The 24,352-nt window shown below is 34.7% G+C and carries 14 protein-coding genes and 1 pseudogene; 11 read left to right on the top strand and 4 right to left on the bottom strand.

Features of this window, described 5'->3' with window-relative positions; all coding sequences use genetic code 11:
• Positions 1 to 276: 276 nt before the first annotated feature.
• Both EP747_RS24705 and EP747_RS07830 read left to right on the top strand, forming a co-directional pair.
• A pseudogene (locus tag EP747_RS24705) lies at positions 277 to 439 on the top strand (manganese catalase family protein); the annotation flags it as partial.
• A gap of 470 nt (positions 440 to 909) precedes the next feature.
• On the top strand, positions 910 to 9,444 hold the full coding sequence (locus EP747_RS07830) for an InlB B-repeat-containing protein (protein ID WP_129689302.1): 8,535 nt from the start codon (positions 910 to 912) through the stop codon (positions 9,442 to 9,444).
• 467 nt (positions 9,445 to 9,911) lie between these two features.
• On the opposite strand, the gene EP747_RS07825 is transcribed toward EP747_RS07830, so the two are convergent.
• Positions 9,912 to 10,694 carry an HAD family hydrolase gene (locus EP747_RS07825; RefSeq protein WP_129689300.1) on the bottom strand — a complete coding sequence of 261 codons (783 nt, stop codon included), beginning with the start codon at positions 10,692 to 10,694 and terminating at the stop codon, positions 9,912 to 9,914.
• A 180-nt stretch (positions 10,695 to 10,874) separates the two neighbouring features.
• On the opposite strand from EP747_RS07825, the gene glcT reads away from it, so the two are divergent.
• From glcT to EP747_RS07800, 5 genes are all read left to right on the top strand, one after another.
• A complete protein-coding gene (gene glcT / locus EP747_RS07820; protein ID WP_129689554.1) occupies positions 10,875 to 11,726 on the top strand; it encodes a glucose PTS transporter transcription antiterminator GlcT in 852 nt (283 codons plus the stop codon).
• A 287-nt stretch (positions 11,727 to 12,013) separates the two neighbouring features.
• Complete coding sequence (gene ptsG, locus EP747_RS07815) at positions 12,014 to 14,065, top strand: glucose-specific PTS transporter subunit IIBC (RefSeq protein WP_129689298.1); 2,052 nt, start codon at positions 12,014 to 12,016, stop codon at positions 14,063 to 14,065.
• Between the two features lie 142 nt (positions 14,066 to 14,207).
• Positions 14,208 to 14,471 (top strand): phosphocarrier protein HPr, encoded by a 264-nt coding sequence (locus tag EP747_RS07810; RefSeq protein WP_129689296.1) that lies wholly within the window; start codon positions 14,208 to 14,210, stop codon positions 14,469 to 14,471.
• Positions 14,471 to 16,180 carry a phosphoenolpyruvate--protein phosphotransferase gene (gene ptsP, locus EP747_RS07805; RefSeq protein ID WP_129689294.1) on the top strand — a complete coding sequence of 570 codons (1,710 nt, stop codon included), beginning with the start codon at positions 14,471 to 14,473 and terminating at the stop codon, positions 16,178 to 16,180. The genes EP747_RS07810 and ptsP overlap by 1 nt, the downstream gene beginning before the upstream one ends.
• 174 nt (positions 16,181 to 16,354) lie before the next feature.
• The gene (locus EP747_RS07800) at positions 16,355 to 16,654 is read left to right on the top strand and encodes an ArsR/SmtB family transcription factor (RefSeq protein ID WP_129689292.1); all 300 of its coding nucleotides are present in this window, start codon (positions 16,355 to 16,357) and stop codon (positions 16,652 to 16,654) included.
• A gap of 65 nt (positions 16,655 to 16,719) precedes the next feature.
• On the opposite strand, the gene EP747_RS07795 is transcribed toward EP747_RS07800, so the two are convergent.
• Complete coding sequence (locus tag EP747_RS07795; protein ID WP_088013903.1) at positions 16,720 to 17,334, bottom strand: nitroreductase family protein; 615 nt, start codon at positions 17,332 to 17,334, stop codon at positions 16,720 to 16,722.
• Positions 17,335 to 17,565: 231 nt separating this feature from the next.
• Between EP747_RS07795 and EP747_RS07790 the strand changes: the two genes are divergently transcribed.
• Both EP747_RS07790 and EP747_RS07785 read left to right on the top strand, forming a co-directional pair.
• Complete coding sequence (locus EP747_RS07790; RefSeq protein ID WP_129689553.1) at positions 17,566 to 18,456, top strand: NAD(P)-dependent oxidoreductase; 891 nt, start codon at positions 17,566 to 17,568, stop codon at positions 18,454 to 18,456.
• A gap of 22 nt (positions 18,457 to 18,478) precedes the next feature.
• The gene (locus EP747_RS07785; RefSeq protein ID WP_129689291.1) at positions 18,479 to 18,928 is read left to right on the top strand and encodes an RDD family protein; all 450 of its coding nucleotides are present in this window, start codon (positions 18,479 to 18,481) and stop codon (positions 18,926 to 18,928) included.
• A 44-nt stretch (positions 18,929 to 18,972) separates the two neighbouring features.
• Here the strand turns inward: EP747_RS07785 and EP747_RS07780 are convergent, their stop codons facing one another.
• Positions 18,973 to 20,133: an aminotransferase A gene (locus EP747_RS07780; RefSeq protein ID WP_129689289.1), complete on the bottom strand. Its 1,161-nt coding sequence runs from the start codon at positions 20,131 to 20,133 to the stop codon at positions 18,973 to 18,975.
• A gap of 146 nt (positions 20,134 to 20,279) precedes the next feature.
• Between EP747_RS07780 and corA the strand changes: the two genes are divergently transcribed.
• Positions 20,280 to 21,224 carry a magnesium/cobalt transporter CorA gene (corA, locus tag EP747_RS07775; RefSeq protein WP_129689288.1) on the top strand — a complete coding sequence of 315 codons (945 nt, stop codon included), beginning with the start codon at positions 20,280 to 20,282 and terminating at the stop codon, positions 21,222 to 21,224.
• A gap of 164 nt (positions 21,225 to 21,388) precedes the next feature.
• On the top strand, positions 21,389 to 22,696 hold the full coding sequence (locus EP747_RS07770) for a sensor histidine kinase (RefSeq protein ID WP_129689286.1): 1,308 nt from the start codon (positions 21,389 to 21,391) through the stop codon (positions 22,694 to 22,696).
• A gap of 113 nt (positions 22,697 to 22,809) precedes the next feature.
• Here EP747_RS07770 and EP747_RS07765 read toward each other — a convergent pair whose 3' ends face one another.
• Positions 22,810 to 24,123, bottom strand: a complete 1,314-nt coding sequence (locus EP747_RS07765; RefSeq protein ID WP_129689284.1) for a DUF3967 domain-containing protein — start codon at positions 24,121 to 24,123, stop codon at positions 22,810 to 22,812.
• Between the last annotated feature and the right edge of the window lie 229 nt (positions 24,124 to 24,352).

The raw sequence follows: 24,352 nt of genomic DNA, 5'->3' as shown, positions 1-24,352 counted from the left end.
TAATAAGCATCCTTTTTCATTTTTTGGAAAAAGAAATTTCTCAATTATGTTGGTAAGTATGAGCGAGCTGTACTCCTCCTCGTAGAAGGTGTTAATAAAAAACCTGAAACTGCAAATAAAAAGGCGAAACTTCAAGTAATCGTAACATCAAATACTTATAAACAAAAGCTTCAAGAATCAGATGTAGTAATGGTTGCGGTGCGTTAAAATCAAACAAAAAAACACCTCAAAGAATATCCTTTGCGGTGTTTTTTTTGTTTAAGATGGAATCGTTTATACCATTGGATTATCGATTTGTCAGATGATTCAGACTTAAATGATTGCCTTAGGTTTCTAAGGGGAAATGAGATAGTCCATTGATAGATTTAGAGAAGTAGTTGAAATTCTGAAAGAAGATCGTCAACAGGGAAGGTTTTTTAATACTGTTGACATAGCTTAATGCTATGATGTTTATTTTATAATTTTACTAAAAAAAGATTGTTTAATTATCGGAATTTTCCTTTCATAAATACATAGAAACAAATAATGGCAAAGAATGCTTAAAAGAAATATTTGGAATTTTTAAAAAAGCGTGTGAAATTTTTAAAAATTTTGATAAAATTCCCCAATTTTAATAAGTTTAGTCTTCATTTAAAGAAACCTCTGTATAACTGAAGGTTAAGGTAAATAGAACTTAAAATAATTAAAAAACGGCATTTTTATGGCAGGAAAATGAGTGAAAAGTCTTTATTTTGCATCAAAACCATTAAGTTCTCTTCGTCAAACTCCGACACAATGTTGCAAATTCCCCAATACTCAGTCACTTTTAGTGAAGTATTATTGAATTGTAGATTAGTATTTGAAATACTGATTTAATTTTTCGTTGATCTCTTTAATTTAATCAGAGACGACTAAAATGGGGGGAGTAGCATGAAAAAGAGACAAAATAAACGAACAATATCGGCTGTTGCGTTAAGTAGTGCGATGTTGCTAAATATGGTCTTACCACAAAGTGCCATTCATGCACACGCAGAGTCGAATGTTGATCAAAAAAATCCATCTGATGGGAAATTTACAGCAGATGAAGTGAACCGCATTTTGGCTGGATTAACGCCAGAACAAAAAGCGAGCATTAATAAGCTGACCGGTGCGGATAACACACAAAAAATCCACGTCGATCAGAAAGATTTAAAAAGCGGAAAAAATATTGACGTCATCGTTCAATTTAAAGTGGATCCAGCAAAGATCCAAATCATAAAGCAATCACTTCAAAAAGGAAGCGCAAGTGCGCAAACATTTGCTGCTGATTACACAGAAGCAAAACAAAAAGTTGCGGATGCACATGCGAAATTTAAAGCGTTTGTTACAACACAACCGGGTAAACAAATCACCGGTGGAAAAGACGTTTCGGCAGCTATCCACATCACAAGAGAATACACGGATTCATTCAACGGGGTTGCATTATCGGTTCCACCGAGTATGGTTGAAACAATTGCTAGCCAAGCGGATGTAGCTTCTGTATGGTCAGTGGTTCAATACAATGTAGAAGAAGGAACGCCTTCATCTGGCGAAACACAGGCAACAACTGAAACTGCTTCGACTGGAAAACCAACTGCAGGGCTTTCATTAATGGGAGTCGATAAACTACACGCAGAAGGTATTACAGGGAAATTCGTGTCAGGTCCAAGACAGGGTCAACGAGTGAAAGTTGGGGTACTAGATACAGGGATTGATTACAACCATCCTGATTTATATAAAGTAACACACGATGCGGACGGTCATTTATATGAAGGGCACGATTTTATTAACTCGAAAATCGATGCAGATGGAAACGAGATCCAAATAGATGATCATGACCCGATGGAAACGGTCTATCCAGATTGGGAAAAAGCAAGAGATGATGCACCTGGAAGCGTATCTGATAATTATAAAGATTACATTACGGAACACGGTACACACGTATCCGGTACGATTGCGGCAAGTACGACAGAAAATAATGCCATTTATTCAGCGGATGGTGTTGCACCAGATGTTGAACTTCACGGATACCGTGTACTTGGTCCGGGTGGGCATGGTAATACTTACTCTGTACTAAGTGGAGTTGAACAAGCCGTAAAAGATAAAATGGACGTGGTGAATCTATCACTCGGTGCGATCACGAATGACCCATTTTATCCAACGAGTATCGCGATCAATAACGCAACCTTACAAGGTGTTGTTTGTTCCGTTTCTGCAGGAAATGCAGGACCAGGCGTCGCGACACTTGGTTCACCAGGAAGTTCACCACTTGCCATTACGGTGGGTGCGAGTACCGTTCCAGAACAAATTCCAGTGCAAACCCTAAAATTCGGTAACACACCTATTCAAGCGCGTTTATTCGGGAAACATTTTGCAGACGCTGATGATGCGTTCAAAGGATTGTCAATTCCAATCGTCGATGTTGGACGAGGAAGTCAAAGTGATTACGAAGGAAGAGACATGAGCGGAAAAATCGCCCTTGTGAAACGCGGAACCGATACGTTAAATACAAAAATGGCCAATGCAAAAGCATCTGGGGCAAAAGGGATGATCATTTGGGATAACCAAGCGGATGAAGAAACCCAAGGGTACAATCCAAACTTTTTAGGGATTAGCGCTGCTAATGTGTATTCAGTTTCGATTACACAAGCACAAGGTGAAGCACTTGTGAACGCAATCAAAGCTGATCCTCAAAACGCAAAGATTACGTTCCCAATGACGCTTGATGCGCCACTCAACAAACCGGCTGATCAATTGGCGTCGTTCAGTTCAACAGGACCAGTAAAAGATTGGAGTATCAAACCAGACGTCATCGCACCAGGTGTTGATATTTTCTCAACGCAACCATACGATGTGTGGGAACCAAATCCTACGAAAGATTATAAGTATGCTTATCAATCCATGTCAGGTACATCAATGGCTGCACCTCACGTAGCAGGGATTGCAGCACTTGTGCTAGCTGCACATCCTGATTACACACCAGCTGATGTCAAAACGGCATTAATGAATACAGCAAAAGATGTGAATACGGATTCAAAAACATACAGTGTGTACCAAATTGGTGCAGGACGTGTCGATCCAGTCCGAGCAGTTCATTCAGACATCAAAATCCAAGTATTAGACAAAGCGACAACCATTACAACGATCGATGGGCAAGATCAGTATACACCAATCGATAACACGACAGGTAGCTTCTCGTTTGGATTCAATGGACGCGGAGAAGGGGCGAAACCCGGTTCGGATGATGTTGTTAAATCAAAAGACTTCGCGATTACAAACCAAGGTTCGACAAGTAAAACATTCAAACTAAGTTCAACGTTCGTCACAACAAAATTTGCGGGTTCAAATCCAGTTGGACAAGGTACCGGAAATGATGTCAAAATCGACTTTTCGACCGGCGAATCAACTGTAACGTCTGTCAGTGTGGACGGAAAAAGCTCAGTGAAAGCGAAAGCGACAATTACCGTACCAGCAAACGCATTAGACGGTACGTATGAAGGATATGTCAATGTTGTAAATGCAAATGATGCGAACGAATCATACCGCATGCCGTTTACCATCACGATTGCTGAAAAAGGAATTGATTTTAATGTAGACATCAAAGCAATGACACTAACAGAGCGTTATACTGGAAACTATAATCCAAATATTGGCGCACCTGGTTCAGGCTATAAATTCTCTGTCAACAGTGCGATGGACAGTGTCTATGTGTTATTGAAAGATAAAGATGGAAACTATATCGGAGTTGTACAAAATGCGACCAATATCAGCGGGGCTGGTCCTGGGGTCGTTTATGGTCCGATCCCAATGCTGTCTGGTGGACTGTATTTACCATTTACAAAACCATATGATGGGTCGCTTGATCAAAGTGGGATCGGAAAGCCTACGGCGTTAAAAGAGGGTGCCTATTCCGTTGAGATGATTGCAACAGACAAAGATGGAAAAAAATTTACAAAAGAAGACACGCTTTACGTAGACTATCAAGCACCTACCTTAACGATGGATAGTGATTCGCAACCGGGTATTTATGAAATTGACCCAACCGGATACAATCCTGGTCAAGAGGTGAAGAAGTTCTATGGTACCGTTTATGACTCAAATATTGATGTCATGAAAAATAATGGCGAAACGACGTTAAAAGATATCGATACGAAGCAACCTGCACCTGTCAATCAAGGACAGAACACTGTGTATGGTTATCAAGATGGTCCGTTTGTCACACAAACTTTCAGAACGGATGGAGACGGTCGTTTCAGTTTCGGCTTAGAGCCTGATGACATTAAAGCGAGTGGTATGAAGTTTGTCATCTATCCACAAGACTTTGCTGGAGCAGGCGACTGGTATACAGGGAAGAAAAAGTATTACGTGATCAAAAAAGGTTCGCCGTACGTAACCGTCACAACTTCTGGAGGTGTGGACCCAGCACTAGAAAGTAAAGGAAACGTAGTCGTTGAACCGAAAAAACCATTTAACATGTCGCTTGCGACGAAAAATGGAATCGGCATGACCGGTGGTACGTTTACTATTAATGCTAGAAATACCCTTGAATATTCGAATATTAAGCTTTCTGACGAATATAGTAACTATTTACGTAGTAAAGGTGTGACACCGACACTAACAGTTGGTCAACCTTATTTAGATCAAAAAACAGGCAGAAATTCAATCGATGTGACCATTTCTGGTATTTCTGAAGCAGGTGCATTAACGCAAGACATGAAGATTTTAGAAGCTGATCTAACGTATAAAGATGATGAAGCGTATGTTGGCCCAATCGACGAAGATTTCAACGTAGAACATTCGAGCTTAACATTGGCTGGAAAAGACACAGTCATTCCTGCGTTCTTAACGAATATGCCACTTCTCAAACAACCGAACTCACAAGTGACGGGGGGACTGTTTGCAGAAAGCTTCCGAGCAAACAGCCTAAGTGGAAGTTTTGCGAATATTTCGAAGGATTCAGGTGCGATCGTTACGGCAAAAGATGCTGATGGTAATACGTATGTAACCGATAACACAAGTAACGCAAACACCGTTGAATACCAAGGTCAAACGGTAGGTGCGTATTCGATTTCAATGAAAGTAAGTGACAAACCATATGCAATTGAAACGTATATGCCGGGTCACTTCAAAGGCTATCAAACAACGCCAGTGATTGGTTACAACAAATTCGGATATCAATCAGGTACGTACTTTAATTTCGCAAATATGAACACACCACTTTTATTAGGTGGTGATGTAAATGGCGACAATGTTATTGATATGAAAGACTTAATCGCTGAAATAACAGCTTATTATAATTACAATAACCTGATATCGGCTTCGAATCCTGTAAAAGCGACGACAGCTAGCAAAACGGCTTATTTAAACGATAACAGAAGTGCGGATATTTACTGGATTAAACCAGGAAATTTAGGTGCTGGACTTGATTACAATGACTTTTATTTCATCTTCAAAAACTTTGGCAAACAAAATCAAAGTGCAATCGACGCTGGGAAAACAGTACCAGTAGCGCAACTAAACGTAACAGATGATACGACAATTTCGACGCCATATGGTGGAAGCATCACACTTGCAAAAAATGATGGATTGAAGGAAGTCATGACAAAGCTGAATTTTGCAGGTCCAGCGCAAAAAACATCCGTCACACAATTACCAACCTTACAAGATTTGAAAAATGGTTCAACTGTTTCGTTGATCCCAACAAGCAATGTCATGTTAGATGATGTGGTTTGGCGAAATGCGATTACAAAGGTTGAGTTAGGATTAGGCGGTAACTATACAGACGTAACGAATGCAGTCGTACCAAATACAAACGATCCAGCAGTATCGATGACAACCGGCTATGCTAAGTTTGATCCGCAACTAGGAAACATATATGTACCGGCTAAACTAACATTACACGGTTCGTTATTTAATACGACTGGTACGTACACCGTTCGCATCACAGCGACTGGCTACCAACTAGTCACGCAAAGCTTTACCATTGCATCTGTACCGATTCCAACTCCTACTATTTCAATGGTCACAGATCCAGCAAAAGCGCATATCGGAAACGATATCACGTTTAACTATACATTTGCTGACGATGCAAATTGGCGAAATGGCATTAATAAAATCGTTGTCAAAACAAGAGGGTATGCAACAGGAATCGATATTACGAATCTAAAAGATGGAAACGGTAATCTGTATTACGACATTTCACAACCGGGAAAAATTACATTTAAAGCAGATTTATTTAAAACAAATGCAACACTTGATCCGAATGCCACAACGTCGTATAATGCAGCGATTGATCCAGGTGGAACGAACTATTTACCACAACAGTATAAATTTGAGATCAATTCAACTGGTGTAGATGGGACGATTTACCCACTCGTTACGATCGGTGGAGATAGCACGTATAGTGCGATGCAAGCAATTGGGTATGGCATTACATTTGATTCGAAAGGTGGAAGTGCGGTTAACCCAATCGCATTCGGCTTTAAACCAAGTTTTTCTCGATATGGGTCACCGCTAACATCAAGTAGCCCGACAATTTCAAATAGCGCGCAGCCAAATGCAAGTAATCCACTTTCTGTCAAACCAGGCTATAATTTTGTTGGTTGGTATCTTGTTGATCCAATCACGAATGAAATGACAAATGTCCTTTGGGATGTAATAAATAAAAACTATACATCAGACATAAAAGTTGCGGCGAAGTGGCAAGTGAATTACACACAAAACAATTCACCTGTTGATGTATCAAAACCAGATGGCGATAAATTGGCTGGGAATATACTGGGTGAAGGTCCAGTTACGATTAAACTCCCAGACTATACAACGAATACACCATGGTTAAAAACAAAGAGTGATATTGCAAAAATTGACGCAACGTACAAAAAAATGAAAGCAGATGGCACGTTTGAAACAACAGACAGTACGGTTACATTAGATCGAAGTACGTATAATTTAGTCGATAATCATGACGGTAGTGGGTCATTAACGTTTACAACAGCGACAGAAGCTTATGCAACTGCTCATCCAACTGAAAAGTTTGCATTTAGTCAAGCGCCAAGTTCAACTGGCTATCAACTGACACTAACATCAAACGCAGGTGACACGCTCACGATTCCAAATGTGAAGTTAGGTTACCGCCGACACATTGATTTAAATGGGGGCACATTAATTACACCGAATGATACATTCTTCATTGACAAACTAGTCAACGGGAGAGTATTTGGGATTGATATGCTGACAGCAGCAAAAAAAGTAACAAACGGCACCCTTTCAATGATGCCAACTCTTTATTATGATGCGGCCGGAACAAGCGGACAAGATGTACCGATTTCAACAGCAACTGGTAAGGTATTGAAAACCAACGAAACATACTACATTGCTTGGATGAAAGCACCACCGCAAGTCACAAAAGATGTGGTAGGAAATGTGGTTGGAAGTGATATTACGTTAGCCTTTACAGATGACGGAACATGGCGAAATAATATCAAGACAGTTAGCATTGGTTCAAAAACACTAAACGTTGGGACAGATTATAAACTAGCGTATGATCCTGTTACACACAAAGGGTCAATTACACTTGATAAATCATTATTTACAGCAGGACAAAAAATCAATGTAAACATTGCGTCAGAAGGCTATTTAGACGCGCAGGTGACAGACCAAATTATCGGTTACACGGTCACATTTGAAACAAACGGAGGCGATGCAATCGATTCGCAAATCGCTGACTCACGTGTCACGAAGCCAACTGACCCAACAAAAGTTGGATACAAATTTATAGGATGGTACAGCGACGAAGCGTTAACAACGCCGTTTGATTTCACAAGCGTTGTGACAAAACCAATGAAACTGTATGCAAAATACGCCTTAGCAACATCAATCGTAACAGCCGATACAACGGATAATGCGTTAGGCAATGAAATCACACTCGAATTTAGCGACAAAGATTGGGCAAATGCCATTACGAATATCAAAGTGGCTGGCTCAGGGATCGATGCAACAAAATACAAAATCGATGCAGCACATGGCACGCTGACAATTGATCAAAGTGTATTCAAAAAAATAGGTGAATTTGCCATCAACATTAGCGCAAATGAATATGCAGATGTTACAGTGACGCAAAAAATCGTAAACGGAAACATCATTCACTATGTTCTAAAAGGTGAAAAAGCGCCATTTGAAGTAAAAGACCAAATCGTCGTACGTCGTATTACAGAACCAACCGTACACGGATACGATTTAAAATGGTTCGCAGATGAAGATTGCACAATCCCATGGGATTTCACGAATTCAATTTACTCTGCAAAAACAATTTACGGAACATGGAAACCAGCGAAATACACGGTCATTTATAACACACAAGATGCTGGACTAGTCGTATCAGTGAAAGCTGAGTACAACACATTACTTGATGAAACAAAACCAACAAGAACAGGTTATACTTTCCTTGGTTGGTATAAAGATGCTGAAGGTAAAACACCATGGGACTTTGCAACTGACAAAGTAACAGACAATATGATCCTTTATGCGAAATGGGATATTAATTCTTACACTGTTCATTTCAATAGTAATGACGGCAGTCAAGTTGCTGACAAAACTGCAACATATAACTCGGAGATCACTGCACCAACAACAAACAGAACAGGCTACACGTTAGTTGGATGGTACAAAGATGCTGAAGGTAAAGTAGCATGGAACTTTGCAGCAGATAAAGTAACAAGTAATACAACGTTATATGCGAAGTGGAAAATTAATTCTTATAAAGTGAACTATGTAAGCAATGGTGGTTCAACAGTTCCTGCTCAAACTGCAGATTACAATAGCGTCGTTAATTTACCAAAACCAGCAAGAACGGGTTATGCGTTCGCAGGATGGTACAAAGATGCTACATTAAAAACACCAGTAGGAAATTCTTTAAAATTAACAGGCAACATCACGCTTTATGCAAAATGGAACATTAACACGTATACTGTTAAATTTAACAGTAACGGAGGAAGTTCAGTTACTTCAAAAACAGTAAATTACAATTCAACAATTAGCCAACCAGCGTCACCAACAAGAAAAGGTTTTGTATTCCTTGGATGGTACAAAGATGCTGCGGGTAAAGTAGCTTGGAACTTTACGAAGGATCGAGTTACAGCAAACACGACGATTTACGCTAAATGGGTAGCAATTCCAGCTAAACCATCAAATTTTAAAGCAACAAAGAGCGGAAAATCTTCGGCTAAATTAACGTGGTCAAGTGTGTCAGGCGCTGCAGGTTATGAAATTGTTAAGTCAACATCAAAAACAGGTTCATATTCTCACCTAAGCGACGTAAAAACGACATCTTACACAAATAATGGATTAAGTAAAGGTAAAACTTACTATTACAAAGTTCGTTCTTTCAAAATTGTTGGATCGAAAAAAATCTATAGTGACTGGACAAGCGTTATGTCGATCAAACTATAAATGTTTAAGTAAAATTAGTACAAATTAGTTTAAGGAAAATCAAAAAGGGTGCTTATCATATTGAGGCAATTGATTAAACACCCTTCTTGTAAAAAAATTAGATTAACTTTTTTCAAAATACAAACTTTCCCTTAAAATAAATAAACCATTCGTAAATGAGTAATGCACCTCCAATTGGTCTTACAATTGAGGTACATTATATTAATACGAGTGGTTTTATTTTCTTTGATATAATCTTTTTCAACAAAATTTTTATTTGTTTGATTAAAAATTAAAACCAAATTAAGTATCATTGATTCTAAATTATATTTTTTGTTAGGCTTAAAAGGGGTTCATGAGTAAGGAAAAAAAGTAAAAAGATGAAATATCTTACTCATAAGAAGCTCATGGATAGGTAAAATTTCAAAACTTATGATGATTATAATTTCAAAAAGAAAAAGGATGCCCCTCGAAGCACCCTTTTCATCTTACTTAATTTGTAAAACAATTTTAACCGCATCGGCTACAGAAGGAACGATATACGAAGCATATTTCTTAACTTCATCGTCAGCATTCTCCATTGCAAAGCTATTAGGTGTTAGTTCAAACATTGAGATATCATTGTATGCATCACCGATACAAGCAATTTCATCAGGGTTAATTCCTAATTTTTCGATTAGTATTTGAATTGCTGAACCTTTACTTACATTAACTGGAACGATATCTAAACAATTTTTAGCAGAAATAAATGAAGTCACAAATTCAGGTAGTTCTTTTTGTAATTCCTTTTGTAGCTCAAGTAAATCCTCATCTTCACCTAAAACTACATATTTTTTTGGTGTAATCGATTTACCTAAATCGGTTTTAAGTGTTTTGAGTTCAACTGCATTCATGCTAGAGTTCTTTTCAATTTCTCTAACTAAATCAGTTTTCTCTTCGATATAGTATGTTGAATTATCAGCTACATAGATTAAAAATTTATCGTGTGAAATCATATCATAAACTTTATCGATTACACTCGGATGGAATGTTGCATCTAACAATGCTTCGCCATCATTTGAATAAATATAAGTTCCATTCATACTAATACGGTGAAAATTTCCTTCTAAGCTTTCCATAATTTTTACGATTTCATAATCTAAACGTCCGGAAGCAAAACATAATAAAACACCGCGATCTAAAAGGCTTTTTAATGCTTCTACATCATGTTCAAATAGTTGACCTTGGTGAAACATCGTCCCATCCAGGTCACTAACAAATAACTTAATCATTGTTCTTAACACCTACTCAATTAATATTTATACTTTTATATTCTATCCTACTATAATAGATAATCAAAAAAATATGATTAATTTATGAAACTTAAACTGTGTTTTAACTTTTTCAGAAAAATTATGTTATGATATAAAAGCGATTTTTTAAACTTGGGGGTGATAAAAAAAATGTCAGAGATGTCAGTATGCTATACAATCAAAAAAGTTCTTAATAATAATGTTTTAATAGCGAAAAATCCCGATCATACCGAAGTAGTTTTGTTGGGTAAAGGCATCGGTTTTAATAAAACTAGAGGAGACTTAATTTCCGAAGGTGTAGTAGAAAAAATGTTTATCTTAAAAGATGAACAAAAACAAAAACAATATAAATCATTAATTAACTTTATGGATGAAAAATTAATGGGTACGCTGCAACAAGCGATTTATTTAATTTCTGAAAGAACAGGATGTACTTTAAATGAGCAAATTCATATTGGGTTAACAGACCACTTAATATTTGCAATTAAACGTATTAGAGAAGGTTATAATGTTGATAATCCGTTCCTACAAGAAACGAAAGCAATGTATCCAGAGTATTTTAAAATTGCACAAGAAGTTATTGATTTGATAAATAAAGAAATAGATATTAATTTACCTATCGAAGAAGTAGGATTTGTAACTCTTCATATCGTTAGTAATTTATCGATGGAAGTTGTATCGGATGTAAATAAGTTCTCTCAGATCATTAAAGATTTAGTCATCTATATAGAAGAATATTTACAAATTGAAATTGATAAAGAAAGTATTCATTATTCAAGATTAGTTCGCCATTTGCGATTTTTAATTGACCGCATATTTCATGGTAATTCATCTGAAGAGTCACCAGCTTTGGGCATAATCTTAAAAAAAGAATACCCTGTATGCTATGATTTAGCATGGAAAATATTAAAATCAATCCAAGTTTCATTAAATAAAAAAGCAAGTGAAGCTGAAGTAATATACTTAACCTTACACTTAGAACGACTTGTTCAAAGTAAAATTAAGAAATAATTTAAGAAGCCTAAATAGAAATTAGCGCTTTTTTAACATAGTAAATAAATAATTAAAAAAAATAGGTAATTTGGCTTGAAATTTTTAAATTCTATAGATATAATGAAAGCGAAATCATATAAAAACATAATTGAATATTGTACACATTAAACGTGTTACTGATTCGATCAGGCATGAGTTGAAAAAATGTGAATTATTATACTTGGGTAGGGGAAACTATATCCAGGATTCAATAATCTCATTTTTTCTGCTCATGCCTTTTTTGTTTGGATAAAAGGAGGAAGACAATGTTTAAGAAAATCTTTGGAGTTTTACAAAAAGTTGGTAAAGCGCTTATGCTGCCAGTTGCAATTTTACCAGCTGCTGGATTGTTACTTGCATTCGGTAATGCATTTCAAAATCCACAAACATTAAAGTATTTACCGTTTCTTGACGCGCACTGGTTCCAACTAGTAGCAAAAGTTATGGAACAATCTGGGGACATCATTTTTAGTAATCTGTCATTATTATTTGCAGTAGGTGTTGCCGTTGGTTTAGCAGGAGGAGAAGGGGTTGCAGGTTTAGCAGCTATCGTTGGATTCCTGATTATGAATAAAACAATGAGTGTGTTCAAAGATGTTGGACATTTTGTTGTTTTAGATAAAGTATTAAATATTGCAAAATTTGATGATCCATCATATGCGTTTGTATTAGGTATTCCTACACTGCAAACTGGTGTATTTGGTGGTATTATAGTTGGTATTTTAGCTGCATGGGCTTACAATAAATTTTTTGAAATTGATTTACCATCATACTTAGGTTTCTTTGCAGGTAAACGTTTTGTACCAATTGCTACAGCAGCGTTTTCAGTATTACTTGGTATTTTAATGTGCTTTATTTGGCCGCCAATTCAGCACGGTTTAAACACATTTTCACATACTATGATTGATGCGAACTTAACTTTATCAGCCTTCATATTTGGTGTTATTGAGCGCTCATTAATTCCATTTGGTTTACATCATATTTTCTATGCACCTTTCTGGTTTGAGTTTGGTTCATATACTGATAAAACTGGTATGGTTGTACACGGGGATCAAAAAATCTTCTTCGCTCAATTAAAAGACGGAGTAAAATTAACTGCTGGTACATTCATGGTAGGTAAATTCCCATTCATGATGTTTGGTCTACCTGCTGCTGCACTAGCTATGTATCATGAAGCAAAACCTGAAAATAAAAAAATTGCTGGTGGTATTTTAGCATCAGCAGCGTTAACTTCATTCTTAACAGGTATTACAGAGCCAATTGAATTCTCATTCTTATTTGTTGCTCCAGTATTATTTGGAATTCACGCTATCTTTGCTGGTTTATCATTTATGATCATGCAATTATTAAATGTTAAAATTGGTATGACGTTCTCAGGTGGTCTAATCGACTACTTATTATTCGGTGTTCTACCGAATAGAACTGGCTGGTGGTGGGTAATCATCGTCGGTTTAGTATTAGCAGTGATTTACTACTTCGGTTTCCGATATGCAATTAGAAAATGGAATTTAAAAACTCCAGGACGTGAAGATGCAATCGCTGAAGATACTACAAGTAATACTCCAGCTAATGAATTACCATATGAAATTTTACAAGCTTTAGGTGGAAAAAGTAATATCTCTTCATTAGATGCATGTATCACACGATTACGAGTACAAGTAAATTCAAAAGATGAAGTAAATAAAGATCGTTTAAAAGCATTAGGTGCCGCTGGAGTTCTTGAAGTTGGAAATAATATTCAAGCAATTTTTGGACCTAAATCAGATACATTAAAATCACAAATTAAAGACATTATGACTGGAAAAACACCGGTTGTTAGTCAAGAGGCACATAAAGAAACAGCTTCAGCAGTAGATACTACTATTGAAGAAACGATTATTAATCCAATTGAAGGGGAAATAATCCCAATTACAGAAGTACCAGATCAGGTATTTTCTGGAAAAATGATGGGTGATGGATTTGCGATTATTCCTTCAGAAGGTACAGTTGTATCTCCAGTTGATGGTGAAATTGTAAATGTATTCCCAACAAAACATGCGATTGGTATCTTATCAAATGGTGGAAAAGAAATTTTAATCCATATTGGGATCGATACTGTAAAACTAAATGGTGAAGGCTTTGAAGTATTGGTATCACAAGGTGAGAAAGTAACAAAAGGTCAACAATTAGTTAAAATTGATCTACACTTTATTCGTGAAAATGCACCTTCTACAATTACACCTGTTGTATTTACAAACTTAACTGAAGGACAACAAGTTGTAATTGAAAAACCAGGTAAGCAATCAAAAGGTGAAGTAGGCATCATTAAGATTAAATAAATCTAATTAAATAGACGAAAAATGTTTGATTTTAAAAGGGGTAGTATAGTTGACACTATGCACCCCTTTTAATAGAATATTTATAGTAGGCCAAACGTCTATACCAAAAATGTAGATTTAATCACAAAGGAGATAAATTATTATGGAAAAAACTTTTAAAGTAACAGCTGATTCTGGAATCCACGCTCGTCCAGCAACATTATTAGTAAATGTAGCAGGTAAATTTAATTCTGATATCAATCTTGAATATAATGGTAAAACAGTTAACTTAAAATCAATCATGGGTGTAATGTCTTTAGGAATTCAACAAGGAACTGAGATCAAAATTAGCGCTAACGGTGAAGATGCAGAACAAGCTCTTTCTGCAATCGAAGATACAATGAAAAAAGAAGGTTTAGGCGAATAATGTCTTTACATATTAAAGGTATTGCCGCTTCTAGTGGAATTGCAATTGCAAAAGCATTTCGCTTAGAAAATCCTGAATTAAACATTGTTAAAAAACAAATTTCAGATGTTGATGCTGAAATTGCTAAACTTGACGATGCAATTCAAGTTTCTAACACTGAATTAGAAAAAATTCGTGATCACGCGAATGCTGAACTTGGTGAAGATAAAGCTGCAATCTTTTCTGCGCACATCTTAGTTTTAAATGATCCAGAGCTAGTTAACCCAGTTAAAGATAAAATTAAGTCTGAAAGTGTCAACGCTGATTTTGCTATGAATGAAGTTGCTTCAATGTTCGTTCAAATGTTTGAAAGCATGGATAATGAATATATGAAGGAACGTGCTGCCGATATCCGCGATGTTACGAAACGTGTAATGGCGCATCTTTTAGGCGTTACGATTTCAAACCCTGCTAATATTACTGAAGAAGTAATTATTATTGCAGAAGATTTAACACCATCTGATACAGCACAATTAAACCGTAAATATGCTTTAGGTTTTACAACTGATATTGGTGGTCGTACATCTCACTCAGCGATCATGGCTCGTTCTCTTGAAATTCCTGCTGTTGTAGGGACAAAAGAAGTAACTAGTAAAATCGAAAATGGCGTAATGGTCATTGTTGATGGATTAGATGGTCATGTAATAGTAGATCCTTCTAATGAAGAATTAGAAGAATATAAAGCTAAAAAAGAAAAATTCGAGCTTCAAAAAGTTGAATGGGCTAAACTGAAAAATGAACCAACTGTAACTAAAGATGGACATCATGTTGAGTTAGTAGCTAACATCGGTACACCAAATGATGTAGAAGGCGTTATCAATAATGGAGGTGAAGGTGTTGGCCTTTACCGTACTGAGTTCCTATATATGGGACGCGATAACTTCCCATCAGAAGAAGAGCAGTTTGAATCATACAAATCAGTTCTTGAAAGTATGGGTGATAAACCGGTAGTAGTAAGAACACTAGATATCGGTGGAGATAAAGAATTATCTTATTTACACTTACCAAAAGAAATGAATCCATTCTTAGGATATAGAGCGATTCGTTTATGTTTAGATCAGAAGGAAATATTCCGTACTCAATTACGTGCATTACTTCGTGCTAGTATATATGGTAATTTAAAAATTATGTTCCCGATGATTGCAACTTTAGATGAGTTCAGAGCTGCAAAGGCTGTTTTATTAGAAGAAAAAGAACAGTTATTAAAAGAAAATGTTCAAGTCTCAGACAATATCGAAATTGGTATGATGGTAGAAATCCCTGCTTCTGCTGTTCTAGCAGATGTATTCGCTAAGGAAGTTGACTTCTTTAGTATCGGGACAAACGATTTAATCCAATATACAATGGCTGCGGATCGCATGAATGAACAGGTTTCATATTTATATCAACCATATAACCCATCTATTTTAAGATTAGTTAAAATGGTGATTGATGCTGCAAACAAAGAAGGTAAATGGGCTGGAATGTGTGGAGAGATGGCTGGAGATGCATTAGCTATTCCATTACTTGTTGGATTAGGCTTACATGAATTCTCTATGAGTGCTACTTCAATCCTACCTGCTCGTAGTCAAATGGCTAAACTTTCTAAAGCAGAGATGGAGATATTAGCTGAAAAAGCTTTATCTATGTCTACAGCTGAAGAGGTTGTTAACTTAGTAAATAGCATCTAATTTAAAACAACAGGGAAACCTGTTGTTTTATTTTTAAGATTATATATATTCAGTATGATGACAAACCGACTCGAAAAGTTCCTACTGTTGACAAATTCGCTTCTTTAATTTAGTGTATGTTTAAATTATTAAACGAATAAGATTATTTTTGGATAATAAAAGTAGGTGGAAGATTTGAGTAAAGAAGCAATTGAGGTATTTAGAGAATGTATTCCCTTGTTCCAAGCGTTAAGCGATCCTTACAGACAGGATATCATTTTAATGTTATCAGAGGGCGAAGCGCTAACTGTTAATGAAATTACAGAAAAAACTTCATTATCTAGACCCGCTATATCACATCATTTAAAGATATTACGTGATAATCACTTAGTACAAATTGAGCAAAAAGGCACTCATAGATATTATTCATTAGCAATTGATTCTTCTCTAGAATTACTTAAGAAGTTAATCATTACTGTTGAACAACATTGTTAATTAATCGTAATGACATAAAAGGGACTCCGACTTTTGTCAGAATCCCTTTTACTATTCATATTCGATTAAATCCAAATAGACATTTCTTTTGCAGAAAAACGTGTTGTATGATGTCCAGGTACTTTTTCTTTACCAATGGCAATCAACATCGTTGGAATATAGCGATCATCAGTTAAGAAAGTTTCTTTAAATGCTTGTTCGTTAAATCCGCCGATTGCACAAGTGTTCCAACCTTTTGCAGAAGCAGCCATTATTAATTGCATACCAGCAAGAGAAGAATTCAAGATACCTTGTTCACGATTACGTTGCTCTGTTGCATAAGCATTTTCAACGTTTGCTTTTAATTTGTCTTTTGCTTCTTGGGTCATAAAACCAGCTTCCACTGCAGGTCCGAAAACTAAATCAACATTTTTTGCTGATTGTGTATCGGCTAATACAGCAATTACACATGAAGCATCTTTAATCTGACCTTGGTTATATGCAACAGGTAATAATTTACCTTGCGCGTTTTCACCATGGAATACAACGAATTTCCAATGTTGTAAATTCCAAGCAGATGGTGCAGTCATTGCAGCATCAAGAAGTTCAGTAATTTCGCTACTACTGATTTCAGTAGAAGAATCGAATACTCGAGTAGAGTTTCGTTCTTTAATCATTTCAAAAAATTGTTCATTTTTCATATGAAAATACCTCCAAAAATTAGGTGCATTAGATACATTTTTATGTACTTTTTTAATATAGATAGTTCCATTATTAGAGTCAACAAATTAGTGTTGAAATAACCTAAATTTAATTTGAAATAAGGTTTAGTTTGCTTATTTTTTTATAAGAGTAGCTCAAGCTTTTTTATTAATATTTTTTATGTTAGTTTATTTATGGATAATAATAGAGGAGTGTGTAATATGGAAGCAATTAATTTAAAAGATTTACAAGTTGGATTTATCGGAATTGGCGTTATGGGTAAAAGTATGGCAAAGCATTTAATCAATGCAGGTGCAAAATTACATATTTACAACCGTACAAAAGAAAAAGCAAATGAGTTAATTGATTTAGGTGCAACTTGGTATGATACACCTAAAGAATTAGCACCAAATTGTCAGGTTATTTGTACGATGGTCGGCTATCCAAGTGACTTAGAGGAAGTATATTTTGGCGATAATGGGATCATCCAATCGGCTTCAAAAGGGACTACATTTATCGACTTTACAACTTCAACACCAACTTTAGCCAAAAAAATTGATGAGCTAACAAAATCAGTAGGTATGTCATCATTAGATGCACCTGTGTCAGGTGGGGATTTAGGGGCAAAAGAAGCTAGATTAGCGATTATGGTTGGTGGAGAAGAAGAAACTTTTCACAAAATGTCCACATTATTTAATGTTTTAGGAAAAAATATTGCTTATCATGGAAAAGCTGGTAGTGGGCAACATGTAAAAATGTGTAATCAGATTGCAATAGCTTCAGGTATGTTAGGAGTTTGTGAGGCCCTTGCATATGCTTCAGCAGCAGGATTAGACGGTGAAAAAGTATTAGGAAGTATTTCTACTGGTGCAGCAGGTAGTTGGTCATTATCTAATCTAGCACCTCGCGTTTTAAGAGGCGATTTCGAGCCAGGATTCTATATTAAACATTTTATAAAAGATATGGGAATCGCAATTGAAGAAGCTGAAAAGATGGAATTAAATCTACCAGGACTTTTACTTGCAAAAAAATGCTACGATGAACTGTCTAAAAATGGTTTAGATGAAAAAGGAACGCAAGCACTTTATACTTTATACGATCCGTCTCACCACATTCAATAATTTAATGAATAGAGGTTAACAAGTGCAGAATTTTCAACTTGCAAAGTTTTATCAACGATTAAGTGCATTTTTATTCGATACGTTTATTGTTTCAGTAGCTTATGGGATGATTATCGCTATTATTACAATGAACCCTGAGAAGATATTAAGTCGTTTTAATTCTACATCAGGAAATTCAACTGTCGATTTAATCGTTATTTCAATTATTATGATCATATTATTTGTAGTTGTTCCACAATTTAATAAAGGGATGACATTTGGTCAAAGATTTTTAGCTATTAAAATGATAAAAGATAATTATGAAGAAACGACAATGATACTATTTTTCATTCGTTTTATCTTTATAGCAGGAATATCAGTTCTACTTTTAGGTGTACCATTAATAGCTAATGTCTATTTAATGTTATTTAGAAAAGATCATAAAACAATTCAGGACTTGTTATTCAAAACAAGAGTAATACAAGCTAGATAAAAAAGGCAGGGGAGGATCAAGAAATCCACCCCTGCTTTTTTAGTTTAATTTCTAAGACTAGTTACAAACTCTTCTAATCGATCACATGCAATTTCTAGTTCTTTCATTGAATAAGCGTAAGATAATCGAATATATGAATCTCCATATTCAGAAAAAGCTTCTCCAGGAATAACCGCCAGATTATGTTTTTCTACTAGATTTAGTGCGAATTCCATGGAAGGCATATTGAATTCTTTAATTGATGGGAATAAATAAAATGCACCTTCTGGCTTAATACAAGGTAGACCCATTTTTTCTAATCGATCAATCATATAATTACGTCTTATTTTATATTCCTTTGCCATCTCGATCGGAGAATCAATGCAATCAGTTAATGCTGTAATTGCTGCATATTGAGATATTGATGTAGCGCATGATACGTTATACTGGTGCACTTTTAAGATTTCCTGAGCTAAGTAAGCAGGCGCATAGATAAAACCAATTCTCCAACCAGTCATAGAATGTGATTTACTAAGACCATTTATGACAATTGTTTTTTCTCTCATTCCAGGGTAACTTGCAATAGAAGTATGAGTAGTACCATATGTCAGTTCGCTATATATTTCATCTGATATAATGAATAGATCTTTCTGAGATAAGTAGTTAGCTAAATTCTCAAGTTCCTCTTTCGTTAATGTGACGCCTGTTGGGTTATTTGGATAAGGTAAAACAATACATCGTGTTTTTTCAGTGATCTGTTCTTCCAATAATTCAGGTGTAATTTTAAAACCACTATTAGATGTATCTACAAAAACTGGTTTTGCACCACATGTTTGAATAATTGGTGCATAGCCAGGGTAGATTGGTGCAGGAAGAATAACCTCACATTCATCGTTAAGGATCGTTCTAAATGTAACATCGAGTGCTTGACTAGCCCCTACTGTAACGATTACTTCGTTCGTTGGATCATATGTTAAAGAATATTTTTTCTTTAAAAAATTAGAAGCAGCATTTCTAAGTGCAGGCAGTCCTGCATTCGGAGTATAGACTGTATGATTTTGATTAATTGCATGAATAGCAGCTTCTTTAATAGGTGCTGGAGTTGAAAAATCAGGTTGACCCAATGTTAATGCAATGACATTGTCATATTTTTCAATTTTTTGGGCAAATTTTCTAATACCAGAGATTTGTATTTCTTTTACACTTTCGTTTATATATCTGTTCATTTTAAATCCCTCAACTTATTATTTTTATATTAAAATTAAAACTTTTTAATCGAACTATTCAATGAAATTTCCTTCATTTTACCATATAATAAAAAAAGTATTTAGTAGTGAAATAATTTGATTGCCTAAAGAAGGTGTGTAAAAACTTGTTACAAGTAATAGGAATAACTAAAAATAAAGTAATCGATCGAAATATAACAATTGCCGATGCAAAATCAAATAAATACTTATGGTATTGGGTAGATATTAATGAACCAACCGAAGATGAGATTCAACTTTTATCAACTGAATTTAATTTTCATCCATTAGCGATTGAAGATTGTTTGGAATATGTACAACGACCTAAACTTGACTATTATGAAGGATATCATTTTTTAATTTTGCACGAATTAAATAAATTAGACTTAGAGGAGACGGAACTGGATATTTTTGTAAGTGATCATTATGTCATCACATTTCATATCCATAAAAGTGCCACTGTACAACTAGTTTTAGATAATATAAAGTCAGATCGTCGGGCTTCGAAAAGTCCTCTTCATTTAACTCATCGAATTATTGATGAGCTTGTAGATAGTTATTTTCCACTAATTTATCGTTTGGAGGATGAACTATCAGACCTAGAAATTGATCCATTAAAGAAACAAGTAAATAATGCTGTAGAAAGATTATATGATATTAAATCGGATTTATCGAAATTAAGAAGAACGATTTTACCAACTCGTGATTTATTATATCGAATCCTTAACTCGAATCGATTTAAAGATATATCTGAACATCGAATTTATTTTGAAGATATACACGATCATTTAATGAAGCTTTCGGATATGATTGAGACGAATCGAGATTTAGCTTCCGATATTCGAGAAAGCTATTTTTCATTAAGCTCAGAAAAAATGAATAATATTATGAAAACATTAACAATCATATCATCTTTCTTTTTACCACTGACGTTTATCGTAGGTTTATATGGAATGAATTTCCATTATATGCCAGAATTAACATGGAAATATGGATACTTATTTATCTTAATTTTAATGGGATTTGTTACGATCCTAATGTACATATTTTTTAAAAGAAAAGGATGGTTTTAAGTCGTTAAGCACTTAAGCTTGACGACTTTTCTTATATTTTAGAATACTTTGTAATAATGTGACGTACTATGTAGAAATGTTTTTTTCGAATTTTTTGTATTAATAATTAGAAGTTTAAATAACTATGTTATAATTTGTTGAAAGAAGGGGTGGGGGACACTTTAATGCTGCAATTAAAAGATTTATTAATTCAATTTGCAATCATAATCATTCCGGTCTTTTTATACGAAATGTTCTGGCTTAGTAGATACCACAATACAAGCCCGAAACAAAATAGAATATTAGTTGGATTGCTAACTTTTTTTAATATTTTTATTTGCTTGCTTTACCCAATTCACATTAGTAAAGGCATGGCTATTACTTTTAGTATTTTATTAATCTATTCATCTATTTTATATGGTGGAAGATTGATCGGAACGATTATTATTTTAACGAAAGCAGTTTTTGTGTATTTGCTATATGGTTTAGCATCTTTGAAATCTTTTCCTTTTGAAGTGATTTCATGTATTTTACCATTTATTGTTTCACCGCATTGGGTTAGTTTTTCTAAACGAAAGAAATTTGCCTTAAGTATTTTAATGCCAATTTTATTTTCGTTCAGCATGGTCTGTTTGCTTTATTATGAAGCAACGGTAAATGGTATAAAAGAGTACCAATCAGATCAGACAATTTTTTCGGCGTGCATATTTTTTACTGTTTTAACAATTACAATGCTGTTTCATGTTTATTTAAGAGAGTTTTTGTTTGAAAATGCTGAAATTCGTGTTCAAATGCAGAAATCCGAGAAATTAAATATGGTGAGTGAACTTGCGGCGAGTGTAGCTCATGAAGTTAGAAATCCATTAACGGTTGTAAGGGGTTTCATTCAGTTAATTGAGAATCAAGAAAGTGGAACGAATAGAGAATATATGAAACTTGTATTAGCTGAACTAGACCGGGCAGAAAATATCATTTCGGATTATTTAAACTTAGCTAGACCTCAGATTGAAGAAAAGAAAATAATCAATATGACAGAACAATTGAATGAAGTAACAACATTAATGTCAAGTTATGCCTCACTGCAGGGTGCTTTCTTACAAGTAAATGTAAATGAGGATATGTATACTGTCGGAGATCGTGCTAAGCTTAAACAAGCGATCATTAATGTACTAAAAAATGGTGTAGAAGCTATAAAGGACACGAAAGGCTATATTAAGATAGAAGCAAATATAGAGAAGGTAAGAGATCGAGAGTACATACGAATTGTTGTTAAAGATAATGGAGTAGGTATGTCGAAAGCACAATTGGACCGTTTAGGACAACCTTTTTATTCTTTAAAAGAAAAAGGAACAGGTCTAGGACTAATGGTTACCTTTAGTATCATCGAAGCCCATAAGGGAACGATAGAGTACTTAAGTGAAGAAGGAAAAGGTACTGAAGTTCATATTATATTACCAGCATATCATCAAGAACAGAGTGAAGAGGTACAATGAATGAAAGAATAAAGAGAAGGGATAATTCCCTTCTCTTTTCAAACTAATAATCTTTAAATTTAACGTTCATTTATAACTCATGAAATAGTAATAAGTGCTAAATAATAAACAAATTATTTTACTGACTTAGGTTTAAAAAAGAGTGATTTAATTGCATTCTTCCAGTCTCTTTCTTTTGAGGCAGCTACCATCTTCTTTGTTTCTTGTAATTCTCTAATCATCCTCATTAGTTGAGCATCTCGACCAGATTCTTTTGTTTTAATTTCTTCAAACATTTGCTCTAATTTTTCATCTTTTTCTTCAATTACTGTTGCTAACCCTTGAAGCTCTTCACTTTTTTCTTCAACTGAATATAATATTTTTTCTAACTTTTGATCCTTCTCCAAGTTCTGTTTAATTAGCGTTTGATTTTGAGTTAGAATCTGTTCATTTTGATATGCTAGATTCGTAATTTGAGACATAAACTCTTCAAACATAATTTGATTAGAATTTGTCGGTACAAAAGTAGTAACATTTTCTTTTGAAACAATAGTTTCAGTTACTACGTTTGATCCATTTAATTTAGAAAGAACTACTTCATCTGGTAGTTTTTTATTCTCCTCAAGAACTTGTTCAACAGTCATTTCTTCAAAACGATATTGTTGGACTTCTTCATCCTCAGAGTTTTCATCTGTTTGCATTGATGTTGCACCAGATACTGTAACTTTCTCTTCTTCTTTTTGTATAGATTGATCTATTACGACTTCTTCAATTATTTCTAATTGTGATACGGATTCTACAAACTTCTCAGTATCTTGTGAAAAAGTTTGCTCCATTTGGAATTCATCAATTGTTTCTAGTTGAGAAAGGGATTCTTCTAAATGTTTTGTATCTTGTGAAGTTATTTGACTTATCTCTGCTACTTCGATTGATTCTACTTGGAATCTAGACGCTTCTAAAGGTGCTTCTTCTTGTAAAAGTGAATGATGGATTAATTCCGAATCAATTGTTTCAATATGGGAATCTGCTACTTCAACAATATCGTTCTTTTGTACTTCAATTAGTTCCATGTCATTCTTCATGTCAAAATTTTTATGTATGTTATTTTCTAGAGGAATATTCGGGGTGTTATTTGTAACGATTTCAGTATTTTTTTCTGTAATTTCATTCTCAATTGAAGGTGTTTCGATTACATGAACTTCAGATTGACTTAGAACTGACTGGTTATTTAAAGCATATTCAACTGATTGTAAAAGATTTTCATTCTTTTGGTACTCTTTAATAATCATTTGAAATAATTCGAAATCGTTTTGATTATAGATCCTAGTATCTTGGTTCTTTGTAAAATGATATTCTTTCTTTTCTAGTTCTTTACTAATCTCTCTTACACGAGATTTACCTATTTTTAATTTCTTTGAAATGTCTTTACTTGTAAAAATTACTGACATTTGAGATCCTCCTGAAAAATATGTGTTTTTAGAACATTCAATACAAAGTTAAATTTTTCCTACCTAATCTACTTAAAATAATTCTACAATGTATAACAAAGTCCATATGATTACTAAAATTAAAATCAATATATGAAGAAAAATAGAGAAAAATAGAAAATATTACTTAAAAAGTAGCATAAATTCGACTCGAAAAATAGAGAGTGAATCAATGTTTAATCACTCTCAA

The sequence above is a fragment of the Gottfriedia acidiceleris genome (assembly GCF_004138285.1).
GTDB classification, from domain to species: domain Bacteria; phylum Bacillota; class Bacilli; order Bacillales; family Bacillaceae_G; genus Gottfriedia; species Gottfriedia acidiceleris_A.
This window is presented reverse-complemented; position numbering and strand designations above follow the sequence as displayed.